We start from the raw sequence: 18,419 nt of genomic DNA, 5'->3' as shown, positions 1-18,419 counted from the left end.
GGAACTCCTCGCGTGATCGACGTGGTTCAACTCGCGGGCGCGCTGATCGCTGCGGAGAGCGTGACGCCGGCGCGCGGCGCGGTGTTCGACGTGCTAGAGGCGGCGCTGCTGCCGCTCGGCTTCGCGGTCGAGCGCTTCGTCGCCGGCGCGGCGCCCGACGGGCCGGTCGAGAACCTGCTGGCGACCCGCGGCAGCGGGCGTCACCTCGCCTTCGCTGGCCATGTCGACGTCGTGCCGCCGGGGCCGGGCTGGAGCGCGGGCGCGTTCGAGCCGGTGATCGCCGACGGCCTGCTGCGCGGGCGCGGCGCGGTCGACATGAAGGGCGCGGTGGCCGCCTTCGTCGCCGCGGCGGCGCGCGTCCCGTCCGACGCCGGGCAGCTGACGCTGATCATCACCGGCGACGAGGAGGGACCCGCCACCTACGGCACCGTCGCGCTGATCGAGCGGATGCGCGCGCGCCGCCTGCTGCCCGACATGTGTCTGGTCGGTGAGCCGACCTCGGTCGTGGCGCTCGGCGACATGGTCAAGATCGGGCGGCGCGGCTCGGTCAACGTCTGGATCGACGTGCCGGGGCGGCAGGGCCATGTCGCTTACCCGCACCTAGCCGATAACCCGATCCCGCCGCTGATCGCCGCGCTGGCCGAGCTCGACGCGCTGGTGCTGGACACCGGGAGCGAGTGGTTCCAGCCTTCCAACCTCGAGATCACCGACGTCACGGTCGGCAATCCCGCGACCAACGTCATCCCCGCGCACGCCAGCGCGCGGCTGAGCATCCGCTTCAACGACCTGCACCGCGGCGACGAGCTGGCCGCGCGGGTGGAGGCGATCGTCCGCGCGCACGCCCCCGCGGCGCAGGTGCTGGCGCGAGTCTCGGGTGAGGCATTCCTCACCGCGCCGGGGGCGCTCTCCGCTCTGGTCTCGACCGCGATCCTCGAGGTCACGGGGCGGACGCCCGAGCTGTCGACCACCGGCGGCACGTCGGACGCGCGTTTCCTGCGCGCGCTCTGCCCGGTGGTGGAGTTCGGCCTGCTCAACGCGACGATGCACAAGCCCGACGAGGCGGTGGCGCTCGACGCTCTGGCGCGGCTGACTGACATCTACGAGCGGGTGATCGAGCTGGCGCTCGCGGGGTGAGGCCAGAGTCCCCTTTTGTGTCAGACAGAAGCTAGAGATTGCCGTGACCGGACCCTTCGCCCCCTGGCTGCGGCGTCGCTCAGGACAGGCGTGAGCCGAGATAGGTGGTACCGGGGACGCAGCCGATGCTCGCGCTGAGATATGGATCCCGCCTCATAGCCCCAGGGTAACGGACGCTGACGGTACGAGCTTCGACAGCCCTCCGCCGCGACACGATCCGTCACCGCTTCCGCCGCAGGATCACGTACAGCGCCCCCGCGCCGCCGTGCCGCGGGTGGGCGTTGCGGATCGTGGCGATCGCGCCGGCGTGGCGCGAGAGCTGGAGCCAGTCGAGCACCGAGGCGCGGATCGCGCCGCGCGCGTGCGGGCGCTGGCTCTCGGGCCGCGGCGGCTTGCCCGTGACGAGCAGCACCACGCGCTCCCCACGCGCGATCGCCGCGCCGAGGCCGACGTCGAGCGCGCTGTGCGCGGAGGCGAGCGTGTGGCCGTGCAGGTCGATCGTCCGCTCGGGCGCGACATGGCCGGTGGCGAGCCGCCGGTCCCAGCCGCGGTCGAGCGTCTCGCCGAGCCCGCGCGGCGCGGGCCGCACCGGCGCGCTGACCGGGGTCACCGCCAGCGCACGCGCGGGCGCGACGGGCTCGGCCAGCGGCGGCGCGGCGACGAGAGGTTCGGCCCGCCGCCCGGGCAGCGCGCGAACCGTGGCGCGCACGCGCGCCCACAGCGCCTCCTCGTCAGCGCCGAGGCGTCGTCCCGCCACCCACGCCTCCCGCGGCGCGGCGCGCTACCCAGCGGTCGTAGCTGCCGACCGGCAGCAGCAGGAAAGCGGTGCCGCGCGCGCTCATGCCGCCCGCGGTGGCGCGCGCCGCCTCGCCCGCGCCCCAGAAGGTGTCGACGCGGTTGGCGCCCTTGATCGCGCCGCCGGTGTCCTGCGCGATCCACACGCCGTTGGCGTCGGTGCGATCCATCGAGAGGAAGATCGGCGCGCCGAGCGGCACGAAGCGCGGGTCGGCGGCGACGGTGACGCCGCCGGTGACGGGCAGCCCCAGCGCGCCGAGCGGCGGCCCGTCGAGCTCGCGGAAGAAGACGTAGCTCTTGTTCTCGCGCATGATCGCGCGCCCCTCCTCGGGATGCGCGTGGAGCCAGGCGACGATCCCCTGCATCGACGACTGGCCCGGGCCGAGCAGCCCGCGGCTCTTCATCAGCGCGCCGATCCCGGTGTACTCGCGGCCGTTCTGCGTCTCATAGCCGATGCGCAGCACCCCGCCGTCGCGCATCCGCACCAGCCCCGAGCCCTGCACCTGGAGGAAGAACAGCTCGACCGGATCGACGGCATAGCCGAGCACGCGCGCGCGGCCCTCCAGTGCCCCCTGCTCGATCGCGGTGCGGTCGTAATAGGGCACCAGCCGGCTACCATCGACCCGACCCCGGATCTTCTTTCCCGCGAGCGTGTCGACGAAGCTGCCGAGGTCGACGTCGATCAGGTCGCTCGGGCGCGCGTAGATCGGGGCGTAGCCGGGGCGCGGCTCGCGCGAGCCGGCGATCTCGGGGATGAAATAGCCGGTGGCGAAAGCGCGGCCATCGCCGACCTGCACCGCCTCGAACCAGCGCTGGAAGAAGGAGGCGGCGTCGCGGTCGGCGGCGGTCGATGCCGCGGTACAGGCCGCCTGCCAGTCGGTGCCGAGCGTCAGGCCGCTCGTGTCGGTGCGGCGGACAAGGCTAGGGCAGCTTAACCGGAACGCGGCGAGCGCGGCGCCGGCCTGGTCGCGCTCGAGTGGGAGCGCGCTGACCGCGGGACCGCGCACGATGCCGTTGGCCGAGGCGCTGACCGCACCCGGCACGGCGATGCCCGGCATCGGCGGGAGCGGCGTCGACGCGACCGGCTGCCGCGCCGGCCGGTCGAGCGGGTAGGAAGTCTGTGCCGCCGCGCGCGGCGGGCGCGCGGCGGACGGGGCGACGGCCGGGCGGCTCGCGCCGCTGCGCGGCGGTGTCGGTCGCTCGCCGGGCCCGACGCACGCCGCGATCGCCATCGCGCTCGCCACCGCGAGCGCCCCCCTTATCCGCATTCCACCCCTTTCCCTGTCACGCCGTCGTCCGCGGCGTCTTATGCCTCGTCGGTGTCCGCGAGGATCCAGTTCGGGTCAGCGGTCTTCACCTGGCGCACGAAGGTCCACACGTCGTGGGTCTCGACCGCGTCGCTGGTCGAACCCGCGACCACCTGGCCCTCACCGTCGCGGGTCACCGCGGCGATGTCGGCGTCGAAGCGCACCGTCACGCGCGCCTCACCGCCACCCACCGAGGCGGAAGCGATGCTCGCGCGCTCGACCGAGATCAGGCGGTTATCGAGCACGTGGCCCGCCGCCTGACGGGCCTCGATCGCCTCCTGGAACGCGGCGAGCACGTCGGGCGCGACGAGCCCGCGCAGCGCCTCGACGTCACCCCGCCAATATGCCTCTAGGATCATGCGATAGGCGGATTTCGCGCCCTCGATGAAGCGGTTCACGTCGAACTGCGGCTCGGCCGCGACGAGCGCGCGCAGGCCCGGCTCGGTGCCGCTGTCGAACGGCCGCATCACCGGCTCGCGCACCTCAGGCGTGACGTCCACGGTGCGCGGTAGCGCCGTCGCACCGACTCTCTCCTCGGCGGGCTTGGGCAGCGGCTGCTCGTGGCCTGAGCGCTTGCCGAGGACCGAGTAGAGCCGCAGGGCGAGAAAGCCGGCGACCATGGCGAGCAGGACTACGTAGAACACGGCAACTCCAGACGGCTGGTCTGCGAAAACTGGACGTCGTACATAGGCATGACGGCGCCGAACATCAAACTGCCCTAGGTCAAATCGCCGGGGCGGCGATTGTATCCCGTCGACCGCGCTGCTAACCGCCGCTGACTGCTGCGCCCCGGGGAACGCCGGCGCGCGCGACACAGGAATCGGTGAAGGGACGGACGATGGACAGCCAGGACAATCTCGGCGGCGAACCGCTCGCCAACGGCGCGGACACGGGCCCGGCGGCGGGGCTGATCTCGCAGTACGTCAAGGACCTGTCGTTCGAGAACCCGAACGCGCCGGCGGTCTACCAGGAGCCCAACCCGCCCGAGATCAACGTCCAGTTCGACATCGGAGCGGCGCAGGTGGGCGAGGAAGTCCACGAGGTGACGCTGAAGATCGAGGTGCGCGCCACCACCGGCGGCAAGACCGCCTTCATCGCCGAGCTCTCCTACGCCGGCCTGTTCGGGCTGCGCAACGTGCCGGCCGAGCATGTCCAGCCCTTCCTGCTCGGCGAGGGTCCGCGGCTGCTGTTCCCGTTCGCGCGCCGCGTGGTCGCCGACGCGATCCGCGACGGCGGCTTCCCGCCGCTGCTGCTCGAGCCGATCGACTTCAACGCGCTGTTCCTCCAGCAGGCACAGGCGCAGGGCGTCTCGTTCGGCGGCGAGGTCAGCCAGGCCTGAGGTCGCGTACGGTGCTCCTGCGCACGCGGGAGCCCAGGGCGGCGGGCGCGGCTCCCGTGGCTCTGGGTTCCCGCGTCCGCGGGAACACGGGTGGCCGTTGACGCTATGAACCTCGCCAAAGCGCTCGGGTCGGTCGGCGGGCTGACGCTCGCCAGCCGTGTGCTCGCGCTGGTGCGCGACACGCTGCAGGCGAGCTATGTCGGCGCGGGCTTCGCCTCCGACGCTTTCTTCGTCGCCTTCCGCCTGCCCAACATGTTCCGCGCCCTGTTCGCGGAGGGTGCCTTCTCCGCCGCCTTCATCCCCTTGTTCAACCGCAAGGTGGCCGAGGGTGGCGGCACCCCCGCCGGGGTCGATTTCGCCGAGCGCGCGCTGGCGGTGCTGTTCCCGGTCCTGCTCGTGTTCACCGCGGCGATGCTGATCGCGGCATGGCCGATCACGCTGGCGCTCTCGGGCGGGTTCGATCGCCAGCAGCCCACGCCCGAGCAGTTCGCCTTCGCGGTGACGCTGTCGCGTTTCACCATCCCCTACCTGATGCTGATCTCGCTGGTCTCGCTGCTGGGCGGCATCCTCAACTCGCTCGATCGCTTCTGGGTCAATGCCGCGGCGCCGATCCTGCTCAACGTCGCGATGGTGGGCGCGCTGGTCTTCTTTCACGGCGCGGACCCCTACGCGACCGCGCGGGTGCAGGCGATCTCGGTCACCGTCGGCGGCGCGTTCCAGCTCGCCTGGCTGTGGTGGGCGTGCGGTCGCGCGGGGGTCTCGCTCAGGCTGCGCCGGCCGCGCGTCGACGACGACGTGAAGCGGCTGCTCACGCTGATCGTCCCCGCCGCGGCAGGTGCGGGCGCGGCGCAGGTGAATCTCGCCATCTCCACCGCGCTCGCTGGCTGGCTGCTGCCGGCGGGATCGATCTCCGCGATCTACTACGCCGACCGGCTCAACCAGCTGCCGCTCGGGATGATCGGCATCGGGCTCGGCACGATCCTGCTGCCAGTCGTGTCGCGGCTGCTGAGCGAGGGGCGCGAGACCGAGGCGATGGAGACGCAGAACCGCGGGCTGGAGCTCGCGCTGTTCCTCACCCTGCCCGCCACCGCCGCCTTCGTCTTCGCCGCCGAGCCGATCGTGCGCGGGCTGTTCCAGCACGGCGCCTTCACCGGCGCGGACAGCGCGCGCTCGGCACAGGCGCTCGCCGCCTTCTCGCTCGGGCTGCCGAGCTACGTGCTGGTCAAGGTGCTCACCCCCGGCTTCTACGCGCGTGCCGACACGCGGACACCGGTGCGGCTGGCGCTCTACTCGGTCGCGCTCAACCTCGTCGGCAATCTCGTGCTGATCCCGACGCTGGCGCACTGGGACATCGGCCAGATCGGCCCGCCGCTCGCCACTGCGCTGGCGTCGACCGTCAACGTCGCCTCGCTCTACGTCGTGCTGGCGCGGCGCGGTCATTTCGCGCTGGATCCGCAGCTCAAGCGCAAGGTGCCGCGGCTCGCACTCGCGGCGCTGCTGATGGGCGGCGCGCTGCTGCTGGTGACGCCGCTGGTCGACCCGTACCTCACCGGCGGCCTCGTCGTGCGCGGCGTCGCGCTGGCGGTACTGGTCGGCGCGGGCGTCGCGATCTACGCGCTCGCCTGTTTCGCCACCGGCGCGTTCCGCGCCGCCGACCTCCGTTCCCTCCTCCGTCGCAGAGCCTCGTCCCGATGACCAAGATGCGCGTCGTCTCCGGTATCAAGCCCACCGGCAACCTCCACCTCGGCAACTATCTGGGGGCGGTGAAGCAGTGGGTCGCGATGCAGCAGCAGATCCAGGCGCAGGGCGGCGAGACGATGTACTTCATCGCCGACCTGCACGGCCTCACGGAGTTCATCGCGCCCGCCGAGCTGACCGCCAACACGATCGAGATGACTGCCACGCTGGTTGCCGCCGGGATCGATCCCGAGCGGTCGATCCTGTTCAATCAGGCGCGCGTGCCCGCGCACAGCGAGCTCGCCTGGCTGCTGAACAACGTCGCGCGCGTCGGCTGGCTCAACCGCATGACCCAGTTCAAGGACAAGGCCGGGAAGAACCGCGAGGGCGCCAGCGTCGGGCTCTACGATTATCCGGTGCTGATGGCGGCGGACGTGCTGCTCTACAACGGCACACACGTTCCGGTCGGCGAGGACCAGAAGCAGCATCTCGAGCTGGCGCGCGACATCGCGACCAAGTTCAACACCGACTATGACAGCGCGCTGTTCACCTTGCCCGAACCGCTGATCAGCGCCGCCGCGCCCCGGATCATGTCGCTGCGCGACGCCGCGGCGAAGATGAGCAAGTCCAACCCGTCGGAACAGTCGCTGGTGAAGCTGATCGACAGCGACGAGGTGATCGCGGACAAGTTCCGCAAGGCGAAGACCGACCCCGACCTGCTGCCCGCGACGGTGGAGGAGCTGGAGGGCCGGCCCGAGGCACGCAACCTGCTGACGATCTTCGCCGCGCTCGCCGACCGCACGCCGCAGGACGTGCTGAGCGACTTCGCCGGCAAGGGGTTCGGCGCGTTCAAGCCGGCGCTGGCGGACCTGGCGGTGGCCACGCTCGCGCCGATCCGCGACGAGATGGTGCGGCTGCTCGACGATCGCGCCGCGATCGACTCGATCCTGGAGCGGGGCGCGGAGAAGGCGCGCGCGCTGGCGGCACCGACGCTGCGCCAGGCGCAGCGCGCGATGGGGTTGTTGGCGTAAGCTGCGGATCGGTGTCGGCGCGCGGCGCCAAATAATGGCGCTTCTCCCCTCCCCTTCGGGGAGGGAGCGGGGATGGGGCGTCGCCTCGGGCGCAGCGCTCGCGGCAACGCCACACCCCAGCCCTCCCCTTAAGAGGGGGAGTAATGATCTGGCATCACTCTTGCTGATCACTTCGTGAGCCGCGGCGACCGCCGCCCGAGAGAGCGAGAGAGCGCATGACCGAGACCACCACCCCGCCCGCCCCGCGCGACAACCTCTTCGGCGTCTGCGCCGCCGTCGGGGAGGACCTGGGCGTCAATCCGCTGTGGCTGCGCGCCGCCTTCGCGGGCGCGCTGCTGTTCAGCCTCGAGGCGGTGCTGGCGACCTATGCCGCGCTGGGCGTGATCGTGCTGGCCAGCCGGCTGCTCTTCCCCGATCGGCGGCGCGCGCCGGCCACCGCCGAGATCACCACGCTCCCCACCGCGCCCGCGCCGAGCGAGGAGGAGCCACTGCGCCGCGCGGCGTGAGCGGTGCTCAGGCGCCGAGCTGGCCGAGCAGCAGCCGCACCGCGCCGTCGACCTCGCGGTCGCTGTCGCGCAGCGCTTCGATCCGCTTGACGGCGTGGATCACGGTCGAGTGATCGCGCCCGCCGAACTTGCGGCCGATCTCGGGCAGCGAGCGCGTGGTCAGGCGCTTGGCGAGGTACATCGCGATCTGTCGCGGCCGCGCCACCGCGCGCGCGCGCCGCGCCGAGATCAGGTCGAGCGGCTTGAGCTCGAAATGGTCCGACACGAGCTTCTGGATCTGGTCGATCGTCACGCGACGCTGATGGCCGCGCAGCATGTCGCCGAGCGTCTGCGTCGCGAAGTCGAGGTCGATCGCCGCCCCGGTCAGCATCGCATAAGCCGTGACCCGGGTGAGCGCGCCCTCCAGCTCGCGGATGCTCGCGGTGATCCGGGTCGCGAGCAGGTCGAGCACCGCGGCGGGCACGCGCACGTCGGGCATGTCCGCCACGCGCCGCTCGAGCACCTCGCGGCGGAGCGCCAGCGTCGACGGGCGGATATCGGCGACCAGCCCCGCGGCGAGCCGGCCGAGGATGCGCGGCTCGATCCCCTCGAGCGCCTGCGGCGCGCGGTCGGCGGCGATCACCAGGCGCTTGCCTGCGGCCATGATCTCGTTGACGGTGTGGAAGAACTCCTCCTGGGTCGAGTCCTTCCCGGCGATGAACTGGAGGTCGTCGATCAGCAGCAGGTCGAGCCCGCGCAACTTCATCTTGAACGCGAACGTGTCGCGCGCGCGCACCGCGGCGACGAACTCGAACATGAAGCGCTCCGCCGACATCAGCATCACGCGCGCGCCCGGGTGCGCCGCCAGGAAGGCATGCGCGACCGCGTTCATCAGGTGGGTCTTGCCCTGTCCGGTCGCGCCGTGGAGGAAGAGGGGGCTGAAGCGCACCGGGCCGGGCTCGGCCAGTGCGCGCGCGGCGTTGACCGCGACCAGGTTCGACTCGTCCACCACGAAACGATCGAAGGTGAGTCTTGGATCGAGCTGCGGGCGCTCGCCGGCCTCGCCAGCGTTGTCGGCGACCGGCTCGACGGGCGCCGCGATCGCGACGGGTGCGGTCAGCACGGCGGCGACCGGTGCGCGCGACGCGGTCTCGACCTCGACGCTGCGCACGCCCGGCAGCACCGCGCGGAACTCGTGCACCAGCCGCTCGGCATAGTGGCTGCGCACCCAGTTGGTCATGAACGGCGACGGCAGGGTCAGGCGGACGTCGAGCGGGTCGGTCGCGTCGGCCAGCGCGATCGGCGCGAGCCACTGGTCGAACAGCCGCGCCCCGGCGGACTGGCGCAGGTTGGCGCGCACCCGGGTCCAGGCCCGTGCCACGTCGCTCATCCCGTCCACTCGCTCCGCCACTTGCGCCACGCACAGCTCTCCCGTTGCCGCGAACGCGTGCGTTCGCGGATCCTTCATCCGCAAAGTCAAACGTCCCCCTGCCCGCGGCCCCTCGCGCGTCGGCTATCAGACGGTGTCTCTGTGCCGCGCCGGACGATCGCCGGTGCGGTTCGACAGGATTAGGAACAGCCGGCTGAGTCGATCAAGACCGGTCGCGGACACAAAATCGAAATAAAGCAGGTTGACTCGCCACCAGCCGCGCAAATGCGTCGAATTTCGCACAACCCACTGTAAACACTGCACTTTATCGGCGACCTGCCGATCGTATCGGGTGCGAATCGCAGGATTCCCGAGGCTTTTGGAAAGAAGCGTCGACCCGCCCTGGGGATCACCGAAAACGCATACGAAAACGCCCGCCGGGAGCGTCCCGACGGGCGTTTTCGAAGCGCTGAGAAGGCGTTGGCTTAGGCGAGCCCGGCCACGCGCTTGGTCAGGCGCGAGAACTTCCGCGCCGCCGTGTTCTTGTGGAGTACGCCCTTGGCCACGCCACGCGCGATCTCGGGCTGTGCCGCCTGCAGTGCGGTCGCCGCACCGGCCTTGTCGCCGGCCGCGAGCGCTGCCTCGACCTTCTTCACGAAGGTGCGGATCCGGCCGACGCGGTTACCGTTGACTTCGGCCCGGCGCTCGTTGCGACGGATACGCTTCTTGGCTTGCGGCGTGTTCGCCATGAACGTCCTCTGACTGTTTCGAATCGATGGAAAGCAGGGCGGCCGGCAACACCGTCACCCTCGAAGGCGCGGCCCATAGCGCGGGTAGCGCGCAGCGTCAACCGCGCTGGCAGGCCGGGCACCAGAAGGTCGAGCGCCCGCCCTCGGCATAGCGGTGCACCGTCCCGCCGCAGCCGCACGGCTCGCCCGCGCGGCCGTAGACCGCGAACTGCTTGGAGAAATAGCCGAGCTCGCCGTCCGGCCGGGCATAGTCGCGCAGGCTCGACCCCCCCGCCGCGACGGCCGACTCGAGCACCGCGTGGACCGCCTCGATCAGTCGTCCGAGCCGCGACCGCGCGATCCGCCCCGCCGACCGGCGGGGGTTGATCCGCGCGTGGTACAGCGCCTCACAGACGTAGATATTGCCCAGTCCGGCGACCACCCGCTGGTCGAGCAGCGCGAGCTTGATCGACGTCGTCTTGCCCACCAGCGCGCCGCGCAGATAGTCGGCGGTGAAGGCGGGGCCGAGCGGCTCGGGGCCGAGCGCCGCGAACGCAGGGAAGCCGACCAGCTCGTCAGTGCGCCACAGGTCGACCGAGCCGAAGCGCCGCGGATCGTTGAGCGCGAGCTGCCGACCCGCTGACGTCTCGATCAGCAGATGATCGTGCGCCAGCAGCTCGGCGGGATCGACTCGCCAGCGCCCCGACATGCCGAGGTGGAAGATCAGCGTGTCACCGCGATCGGTGCCGATCAGACCGTATTTGGCGCGGCGCGACAAAGCGATGATCCGCGCGCCGGTGAGCCGCTGGCGCAGCTCGGGCGGGAACGGCCGGCGCAGGTCGCCGCGGCGCGGCTCGACGCGCGCCAGCGTGGCGTCGAGCAGCACGGGCGTGAGCCCGCGCACGGTGGTCTCGACCTCGGGAAGTTCGGGCATGGTGGTGACTTAGGCATCGCGCACCGGCACGGCTAGACCGCGCGATCGCCGGCGTGGCCGCGCTCGCCCCCTTCCCTCGCCCCGGCGCACGCCCTAGAGCGGCGAGCATGAGCGATACCCCCGGCAGCGCCGCCAGCGAGCGCGTGGTCTCCTTCGGTTACGAGGACGTCACCCCGGTCGAGAAGACCGCACGCGTCCGCGGCGTCTTCTCCAACGTGGCGGGCCGCTACGACCTGATGAATGACGCCATGTCGGGGGGCATGCACCGGCTGTGGAAGGACCGCTTCGTCCGCCGCGTGAAGCCGCGCGCGGGCGAGCAGATCCTCGACATGGCGGGCGGCACCGGCGACATCGCGTTCCGGCTGGCGCAGCACGGCGCCGCGGTGACCGTCGCCGACATCAACCCCGAGATGCTCGAGGTCGGCATGCGCCGCGCGCAGCAGCGCGGCATCGACGGACTGGTGTGGACCGAGGCCAATGCCGAGACGCTGACCTTCCCCGACCGCTTCTTCGACGCCTATACGATCGCCTTCGGCATCCGCAACGTCACCGATATTCCCGCCGCGCTGCGTGAGGCGCATCGCGTGCTGCGCCGGGGCGGCCGCTTCTACTGCCTCGAATTCTCCACCACGCAATGGCCCGGCTTCGCGGAAGTGTACGACGCCTATTCGCACCGCATGGTACCCAAGCTCGGCCAGCTGCTCGCCGGCGACTCGGACAGCTACCGCTATCTCATCGAGTCGATCCGCCGCTTCCCCGACATGCCCGCGTTCGAGCGGATGATCGCCGAGGCCGGCTTCGTGCAGACCCGCGTCGAGGCGGTGCTGGGCGGGCTGGTGGCGATCCACAGCGGCTGGAAGATGTGACCTCACCGATCGTCCACACCTGGCGGCTGCTCACCTGGGGGCGCACGCTGGCGCGGCACGGCGCGCTGCGCGGGCTCGAGCGCGACCTCAACACGCCGCCGCGGCTGCGCCGGCTGCTGCGGCTGGCGCGGCTCGGCGCCCGCGTGCCCGCGACGCCGCGCTACGCCGACGCCTTCGAGGCGCTCGGGCCGGCGGCGATCAAGTTCGGCCAGACGCTCGCCACCCGCCCCGACCTGGTCGGCGAGGAGGCAGCGCACGACCTGCTGCGGCTGCAGGACTCGATCCCGCCGGTGCCCTATGCCGCGATCTCGCAGGTGATGCGGACCAGCTTCGGCCGCCCGCTCGACACCTTGTTCCGCGAGATCGAGGAGGTGCCGGTCGGCTCGGCCTCGATCGCGCAGGTCCACCGCGCCGTCACCACCGACGGCCGCCGCGTCGCGGTCAAGGTGCTGCGTCCCGGCGTCGAGGAGGATTTCGCGCGCGCGATCGACACTTATGAATGGGCGGCGGCGCAGATCGAGCCGATGGGCGGCGAGATCGCCCGGCTCCAGCCGCGGCTGGTGATCGAGACGTTCAAACGCTGGACCGCGCGCGAGCTCAACTTCACGCGCGAGGCGGCCTCGGCGTCCGAGCTGGCCGAGACGATGACGGCCGAGCCCAAATTCGTCGTCCCCGCGGTCGACTGGGCACGCACCACGGGCAAGGTGCTGACGATCGAGTGGATCGACGGCATCAAACTGTCCGATCGCGCGGCGCTGATCGAGGCCGGCTACGACCTGCCCGAGCTGGCGCGCGTGCTGGTCCACGCCTTCCTGCGCCAGGCGATCGCCGACGGCTTCTTCCACGCCGACCTGCACCAGGGCAATCTGTTCGCGCTGCCCGGCGACCAGGTCGCGGCGATCGACTTCGGCATCATGGGGCGGATCGACCGGCGCGCGCGGGTGTGGCTGGCCGAGATCCTCTACGGCCTGATCACCGGCAATTATCGCCGCGTCGCCGAGATCCACTTCGAGGCGCAATATGTCCCGGCGCACCACAGCGTCGAGGAATTCGCCACCGCGCTGCGCGCCGTGGGCGAGCCGATGCGCGGCCTGCCGGTCAAGGACATGTCGATCGGCATGATGCTCGACGGGCTGTTCGGCATCACGCGCGACTTCGACATGGTCACCCAACCGCACCTGCTGCTGCTGCAGAAGACGATGGTGATGGTGGAGGGCGTCGCCACCGCGCTCGACCCCGACATCAACCTCTGGATCACCGCCGCGCCGCTGGTCGAGGACTGGATCCGCACCGAGCTCGGCCCCGAGGCGGCGATCGCCGACCGGCTCGTCGCCGACGTGCGCACGCTGGCGCGACTCCCGGAGCTGGTGCGGCGCATCGAGGCACGCTTCCCGGCGCCGGGCGGCGCGCCGCCGCGCCCGCCCCTCAAGGAGATCCAGGTGGTGCGGGTCGGTGGCGGCTGGCGCTACGCGCTGGTCGGCGCGCTCGGCCTCGCCGCCGGCGCGGGCGCGATGCTGCTGGCGGCGCCGTGGTGACGCCCGCGCCGCTGCTGCTCGTCGCGCCGACCCGCCTCGGCCGGATCGAGCGCGGCGCGGCGCGGTGGTGGTGCGCGGCGCTGCTGCTCGGCCTGATCGCCGCCGCCGGCCTGTCCGAGGCGAGCGCGCGGCCCGCCGCCGAGCTGCTGCACGACTCGATCGTGGCGGCGATGCGGCACGGCGGCCGCTACTACGAGACCTTCCGCGACCTGGCGCGCACCGCGCCTGACGCCGGCGACGCGCGCACGCTGCCGCCGACGCTCGCCGCGGTGAGCGCCGCGATGCCGAACTGGGCGATGCTGCTGCTGGTCGGGGCCGCGCTCGCGGGGCTGGTCGCGGTCGGAGTGCAGCGGCTCACCCCGCTGTTCGCCGGCGTCGCGGGGCAGGTGCTCGCCGCACTGCTGCTTGTCGCCGGCACCGCCGCGGTCGCGCTGCTCTGGGAGCAGGCGCCGCATGCTGGCTGGGGCGCGCTGCTTGCCGCTTACGCCGTGCTGCTGCGCCGCGCCGAGCGGTGGGGCACCGCCGCCGCGCTCGGCTGCGCCGCCGCGGTGATCGATCCCGCCGCGCTGCTCGTGCCAGCGGTGATGGCCGCGCTGGCGCTCCACGACGGCACCGCGCGTGAGGCGCTCGGCTGGCTCGCCGCGCTCGCGGTGGGCGGCGCGGTGCTGGGCTGCCACCTGTGGGCGATCGACGCGGTGGCGCCGCCCGCGCCGGAGGCCGTCCTCCTGTCGATCGCGCCGCCGAGCGCGCTGGCGCGGCTGCTCGGCGCCGGCTTGCCCGGTGCCGCCCCTGGGCTGGCGGCCGTGCTGCTGATGCTCGCGCTGCTCGGCTGGGCGACCCTGCCGCGCGCGCTCGGCCCGCGCGTGGTCGCGCTCGTGCTGGCGGGGGTCGCCGCCGATGGGCGGGTCGCCGGGCTGCACAGCGCCACGCTCGCTGCCGCGCTGGTCGCGCCCGGGCTCGCGTTCGCGCCCGACGCGATCGCCGACCTGCTGCGGCGCGCGCCGGGGCGCCGTCGCATCACGGTGACGAGGGTGACGCGATGAGCCGCATCCTGCTGATCGTCGGGGGTGGAATCGCCGCCTACAAGTCGTGCGAGCTGGTGCGCACGCTGCGTCGCCGCGGCCATCGGGTGCGCTGCGTGCTGACCGAGGGAGGCGCGCATTTCGTCACCGCGATGACGCTCGCCGCGCTGAGCGAGGACAAGGTCTACACCGACCTGTGGGACCTCAAGGACGAGGCCGAGATGGGGCATATCCAGCTCAGCCGCGAGGCCGATCTCGTCGTCGTCGCGCCCGCCACCGCCGACCTGCTCGCGCGCATGGCGGCGGGACTGGCGAACGATCTCGCCACCACGCTGCTGCTCGCCACCGACAAGCCGGTGCTCGCCGCGCCGGCGATGAACGTGCGCATGTGGCTTCACCCCGCGACCCAGCGCAACGTCGCTCGGCTGCGGGCCGACGGCGTCACGGTGATGGAGCCCGACGAGGGCGCGATGGCGTGCGGCGAGTTCGGCCCCGGTCGGCTGCCCGAGCCGCTCGCGATCGCCGACCGGATCGAGCGCGCGCTCGCCCCGCGTGCCGGGGGCGCGCTGGCGGGGCGGCACATACTCGTCGCGGCGGGGCCGACGCACGAGCCGATCGACCCGGTACGCTACATCGCCAACCGCTCCTCGGGGAAGCAGGGGTTCGCCCTCGCCGCGGCGCTCGCCGAGCTCGGCGCGCGCGTCACCTTGGTGGCGGGCCCGGTGGCGCTCGCCACCCCGGCCGGGGTCGACCGGGTGGACGTCGCGACCGCGGCCGAGATGGCGGCGGCGGTCGACGCCGCGCTCCCCGCCGACGCCGCGGTGATGGTGGCCGCGGTGGCCGACTGGCGCGTCGAGCAGGCGGCGCCGCAGAAGCTGAAGAAGGACGGCACCGCGCCGGCGCCGCTGGCGCTGGTCGCCAACCCCGACATCCTCGCCGGGCTCGCGACCGACCCGCGCCGGCCGCGCCTGCTGGTCGGGTTCGCCGCGGAGACCGAGCAGATCGTCGCGCACGCCACCGCCAAGCGCGCGCGCAAGGGCGTCGACTGGATCGTCGCCAACGACGTCTCGGGCGACGTGATGGGCGGGGACGCCAACACGGTGCAGCTCGTCACCGCGGAGGGGGTGGAGACCTGGGAGCGACTGCCCAAGACGTCCGTCGCGGCGCGGCTGGCGGAGCGGATCGCCGCCGCGCTGACGAGCTGAGCGCGGCATCTCGCCATCGACGATCGGGGGAAGTGAGCCGAACTATCTCTGACGTCCCGCCGGCGTCACTCCTCGAGATAGTGGAAATAGCGGAAGTCGGCCGGCCGCCCGGTGCCCGACATGTCCTGGCACGCCATGCCGATGAACGTTCCCGTGAAATTGGGCAGGCCGGGCAAGGTGGCCTCGTCGGAGAGCAGGTCGGCGGCGAACGTCTCGGGCAGCCACGTCCACTCCTCCTCGTCCTCGGCACGCACCGCGAAGCGCAGCCGCTCGTGGTCGACCTCCGCGCGCAGCGCCACCGGCCCCGCGCCGACAGCGACCGGGGCGCTCACCGTGCTGACGCCCTCGTCGAGCGGCAGCACGGAGAGTACCTGTGCCAGCCGCTCGCCTCGGTCGCCCACGGTGAGATGGAGGAAGTGGAACTTGGTCGCGTTGTAATAGCAGACCAATCCCGCGGCCTGCTGGAAATGGGCGGGAGCGTAGTCGAGCAGCGTCTCCGCGGCGTAGTGGAAGGCGAGCGGGCGCCGCGCGACCAGCGCCTGCGTGAAGTGGCTCCCGATCGTCTCGCGCCCGTGCAGCCGCAGCCAGCCCGGCCGTGCCGTCAGGCTGAAGATCTGCTCGGGAAAGGGCGTCCGCAGCCACTGGAAGGCGGGCGGCAGCACCGAGCCGGCGAAGTCGTCGCGCTCGCACACCCGTGGCCGCGCGCCGCCGGCCGTGCCGACACTGGCGACGGGAAGCGCATCGCCGTTCAGCGTGCGCAGCCAGCCGTCCTCGCCCCAGCGCATCGGCTGGATCGCGGTCTCGCGCCCCAGCACGCAGCGGTCGCTCGCCGGTAGCGGGCGCCCGCACAGATAGGTGAGCCAGGTGGTGCCGTCGGGCGCATCGACCAGATCGCCGTGGCCGGTCCGCTGCAAGGGCGCGTCCGGCCGGTCCTTGGCGGTGAGCACCGGTCCATCGGGGTGCGGCTCGTACGGGCCGAACAGCGTGCGCGAGCGCGCCATCACCACCGCGTGGTTGCGCTCGGTGCCGCCCTCGGCGACGAGGAGATGATACCAGCCGTCGCGCTTGTAGAGGTGCGGTCCCTCGGTGAAGCCCAGTGCGGTACCGTGGAAGATGACACGGCGCTCGCCGATCAGCTGGCCGGCGGCGCGGTCGAGCTCTTGCACCACGATCCCGCCGAAGCGGCCGCGGCCGGGGCGATGGTCCCACAGCATGTTGAGCAGCCAGCTGCGCCCGTCGTCGTCGTGGAACAGTGCGGGGTCGAAGCCGCTGCTGTTGAGGTGAACGGGATCGGACCAGTCACCGTCGACCCGGTCGCTCCACACCCAGTAGTTGTGGAAGTCGCGCAGCGACACGCCCGCCGCACCGCCCACGGTGGTGCGCCCATAGCGTTTCACGTCGGTGTAGACGAGGTGGAAGCGGCCGTCGGCGTGGCTGAGGTCGGCGGCCCAGACACCACAGGAGTCCGGGTCGCCGCGCAGGTCGAGTTGGCCGGGGCGGTGCAGCGGTCGCGCGGCCAATCGCCAATCGGCGAGGTCGCGCGAATGGTGGATCTGCACGCCGGGAAACCACTCGAAGGTCGAGGTGGCGAGATAATAGTCCGCGCCGACGCGGACGATCGAGGGGTCGGGGTTGAACCCGCGCAGGATGGGATTGCGGATGGTCATGACGGCTTTCGGATGTTCGACCAGAGCAGCGCCGCACCGACGAGGTCGAGCAGGCCGAGCAGGATGAAGAAGGGTTGGTAACCGACCTGGTCGACCAGCGAGCCCAGCACCAGCGTGAAGATCAGCACGCCGAGATTCGCCGCGGTGCCCGAGATCCCGGTCGCCGTCGCCACCTGGTCCTGCGGGAACAGGTCGGACACCATCGTGATCACGGTGACCGACAGCGTCTGGTGCGCGAAGCCGCCCAGGCACAGCAGCGCCACCGCCGCGACCGGGCTGGTCACCGTGCCGACGAAGATCATGCCCGTCATCAGCACCGCGCCGAGCGTAAAGGCGCCGCGCCGCGCGTCGATCAGGTTGATCCCGCGGCGCTGCAGCCAGGCGACCACCGCCGGGCCGAACAGGCAGCCGAGGTCGGCGGCGAGGAAGGGCAGCCAGGCGAACAGCGCGATCTGCTTGAGGTCGAAGTGGCGCGCCTGGACAAGGTACAGCGGCATCCACAGCGACAGCATGCCCCACACCGGATCGGCGAGGAAGCGCGCGCCGGCGATCGCCCACAGGTTGCGCCGGCGCAGCAGCTCGCCCAGCGGCGGCCGGCGGCGGTGCCGCGCCAGCGCCGCCTCCTGCCCGTCCGCGATCAGCTGTCGTTCGCCCGCCGAGATCAGCCCGTGGCGCGCGGGCGGCGCGTACCACAGCAGCCAGGCGACGACCCACAGCAGCCCGAGGCCGCCGGCGACGAAGAAGGCGGCGCGCCAGCTGTGGTGGAAGACCGCCCAGGCGACCAGCGGCGGCGCGAACACCGCGCCGAACGAGGCGCCGATCTGGTAGATCCCGCCCGCGACGCCGCGCTCGCGCGCGGGGAACCACTCCGCCACCACCTTCATGCCGGCGGGCTGGGCCGAGCCCTCGACCAGCCCGAGCGCGCCGCGCAGGCCGGCGAACCCGAGCCAGCCGGTCGCCAGCCCGTGGCCGACGGTGATCAGCGACCACACCGCCACGAACAAGGTGAAGCCGATCTTGAGCCCGATCACGTCGAGCAGATAGCCCGCCACCGGCTGGAACATGATGCCGATCTGGAACGCGCCGGTGATCCAGGAATATTGCGCCGAAGAGATCGACTGCTCGGCCATGATCGCGGGTGCGGCGACGCCGAGGACGCTGCGCGCGAGATAGTTGATCACCATCGCGCCGACGAACAGCGCGATGATCGTCCAGCGCACATAGGGGAACCGCGCCACCCGCCCTCCTCGGTAACGTTACCAGTAGCGTCGTACGCGGTTGCACCCGCGGCTGACAAGCGCTCGCTAGCAGATCGCGGCGGCGCC

At 72.1% G+C, this 18,419-nt stretch carries 17 protein-coding genes; 9 read left to right on the top strand and 8 right to left on the bottom strand.

The features are described 5' to 3' along the window. Positions 1 to 12: 12 nt before the first annotated feature. Positions 13 to 1,134: a succinyl-diaminopimelate desuccinylase gene (gene dapE, locus FHY05_RS20630; RefSeq protein ID WP_183946318.1), complete on the top strand. Its 1,122-nt coding sequence runs from the start codon at positions 13 to 15 to the stop codon at positions 1,132 to 1,134. 220 nt (positions 1,135 to 1,354) lie between these two features. Here the strand turns inward: dapE and FHY05_RS20625 are convergent, their stop codons facing one another. From FHY05_RS20625 to FHY05_RS20615, 3 genes are read right to left on the bottom strand one after another with little or no spacing between them, the layout of a single operon-like run. Next, positions 1,355 to 1,891, bottom strand: a complete 537-nt coding sequence (locus FHY05_RS20625) for a Smr/MutS family protein (protein ID WP_183946316.1) — start codon at positions 1,889 to 1,891, stop codon at positions 1,355 to 1,357. Further along, the gene (locus tag FHY05_RS20620; protein ID WP_183946314.1) at positions 1,866 to 3,197 is read right to left on the bottom strand and encodes a murein transglycosylase A; all 1,332 of its coding nucleotides are present in this window, start codon (positions 3,195 to 3,197) and stop codon (positions 1,866 to 1,868) included. The genes FHY05_RS20625 and FHY05_RS20620 overlap by 26 nt, the downstream gene beginning before the upstream one ends. A gap of 38 nt (positions 3,198 to 3,235) precedes the next feature. Then, the gene (locus tag FHY05_RS20615) at positions 3,236 to 3,880 is read right to left on the bottom strand and encodes a Tim44/TimA family putative adaptor protein (protein ID WP_183946313.1); all 645 of its coding nucleotides are present in this window, start codon (positions 3,878 to 3,880) and stop codon (positions 3,236 to 3,238) included. A gap of 194 nt (positions 3,881 to 4,074) precedes the next feature. On the opposite strand from FHY05_RS20615, the gene secB reads away from it, so the two are divergent. From secB to FHY05_RS20595, 4 genes are all read left to right on the top strand, one after another. Then, a complete protein-coding gene (gene secB / locus FHY05_RS20610; protein ID WP_183946312.1) occupies positions 4,075 to 4,575 on the top strand; it encodes a protein-export chaperone SecB in 501 nt (166 codons plus the stop codon). 105 nt (positions 4,576 to 4,680) lie between these two features. Then, positions 4,681 to 6,270 carry a murein biosynthesis integral membrane protein MurJ gene (murJ, locus tag FHY05_RS20605; RefSeq protein WP_183946311.1) on the top strand — a complete coding sequence of 530 codons (1,590 nt, stop codon included), beginning with the start codon at positions 4,681 to 4,683 and terminating at the stop codon, positions 6,268 to 6,270. Between the two features lie 5 nt (positions 6,271 to 6,275). Then, positions 6,276 to 7,283 carry a tryptophan--tRNA ligase gene (trpS, locus tag FHY05_RS20600; protein ID WP_183946394.1) on the top strand — a complete coding sequence of 336 codons (1,008 nt, stop codon included), beginning with the start codon at positions 6,276 to 6,278 and terminating at the stop codon, positions 7,281 to 7,283. Positions 7,284 to 7,498: 215 nt separating this feature from the next. After that, on the top strand, positions 7,499 to 7,789 hold the full coding sequence (locus tag FHY05_RS20595; RefSeq protein ID WP_183946310.1) for a PspC domain-containing protein: 291 nt from the start codon (positions 7,499 to 7,501) through the stop codon (positions 7,787 to 7,789). A gap of 7 nt (positions 7,790 to 7,796) precedes the next feature. Here the strand turns inward: FHY05_RS20595 and dnaA are convergent, their stop codons facing one another. The 3 genes from dnaA to mutM form a co-directional block, all read right to left on the bottom strand. Continuing rightward, the gene (gene dnaA / locus FHY05_RS20590; RefSeq protein ID WP_183946393.1) at positions 7,797 to 9,158 is read right to left on the bottom strand and encodes a chromosomal replication initiator protein DnaA; all 1,362 of its coding nucleotides are present in this window, start codon (positions 9,156 to 9,158) and stop codon (positions 7,797 to 7,799) included. 464 nt (positions 9,159 to 9,622) lie between these two features. Continuing rightward, the gene (gene rpsT, locus FHY05_RS20585) at positions 9,623 to 9,886 is read right to left on the bottom strand and encodes a 30S ribosomal protein S20 (protein WP_132909366.1); all 264 of its coding nucleotides are present in this window, start codon (positions 9,884 to 9,886) and stop codon (positions 9,623 to 9,625) included. Between the two features lie 97 nt (positions 9,887 to 9,983). After that, positions 9,984 to 10,799, bottom strand: a complete 816-nt coding sequence (mutM, locus tag FHY05_RS20580) for a bifunctional DNA-formamidopyrimidine glycosylase/DNA-(apurinic or apyrimidinic site) lyase (RefSeq protein ID WP_183946309.1) — start codon at positions 10,797 to 10,799, stop codon at positions 9,984 to 9,986. A gap of 107 nt (positions 10,800 to 10,906) precedes the next feature. Here mutM and FHY05_RS20575 point away from each other — a divergent pair, with 107 nt between their 5' ends. From FHY05_RS20575 to coaBC, 4 genes are read left to right on the top strand one after another with little or no spacing between them, the layout of a single operon-like run. Continuing rightward, the gene (locus FHY05_RS20575) at positions 10,907 to 11,665 is read left to right on the top strand and encodes a class I SAM-dependent methyltransferase (RefSeq protein WP_183946308.1); all 759 of its coding nucleotides are present in this window, start codon (positions 10,907 to 10,909) and stop codon (positions 11,663 to 11,665) included. Then, positions 11,662 to 13,200 carry a 2-polyprenylphenol 6-hydroxylase gene (gene ubiB, locus FHY05_RS20570; protein WP_183946307.1) on the top strand — a complete coding sequence of 513 codons (1,539 nt, stop codon included), beginning with the start codon at positions 11,662 to 11,664 and terminating at the stop codon, positions 13,198 to 13,200. The genes FHY05_RS20575 and ubiB overlap by 4 nt, the downstream gene beginning before the upstream one ends. Further along, complete coding sequence (locus FHY05_RS20565; RefSeq protein ID WP_183946306.1) at positions 13,194 to 14,243, top strand: hypothetical protein; 1,050 nt, start codon at positions 13,194 to 13,196, stop codon at positions 14,241 to 14,243. Before ubiB ends, FHY05_RS20565 begins: the two co-directional genes overlap by 7 nt. Then, positions 14,240 to 15,427 carry a bifunctional phosphopantothenoylcysteine decarboxylase/phosphopantothenate--cysteine ligase CoaBC gene (gene coaBC / locus FHY05_RS20560; protein WP_183946305.1) on the top strand — a complete coding sequence of 396 codons (1,188 nt, stop codon included), beginning with the start codon at positions 14,240 to 14,242 and terminating at the stop codon, positions 15,425 to 15,427. Before FHY05_RS20565 ends, coaBC begins: the two co-directional genes overlap by 4 nt. 65 nt (positions 15,428 to 15,492) lie before the next feature. Here coaBC and FHY05_RS20555 read toward each other — a convergent pair whose 3' ends face one another. Both FHY05_RS20555 and FHY05_RS20550 read right to left on the bottom strand, forming a co-directional pair. Further along, complete coding sequence (locus tag FHY05_RS20555) at positions 15,493 to 17,094, bottom strand: glycoside hydrolase family 43 protein (RefSeq protein ID WP_183946304.1); 1,602 nt, start codon at positions 17,092 to 17,094, stop codon at positions 15,493 to 15,495. Then, positions 17,091 to 18,332, bottom strand: coding sequence for an MFS transporter (locus FHY05_RS20550; protein WP_311732546.1), 1,242 nt, complete (start codon positions 18,330 to 18,332; stop codon positions 17,091 to 17,093). The genes FHY05_RS20555 and FHY05_RS20550 overlap by 4 nt, the downstream gene beginning before the upstream one ends. Positions 18,333 to 18,419: the final 87 nt, after the last annotated feature.

This window comes from Sphingomonas sp. BK580, assembly GCF_014194975.1.
Taxonomy (GTDB): domain Bacteria; phylum Pseudomonadota; class Alphaproteobacteria; order Sphingomonadales; family Sphingomonadaceae; genus Sphingomonas.
This window is presented reverse-complemented; position numbering and strand designations above follow the sequence as displayed.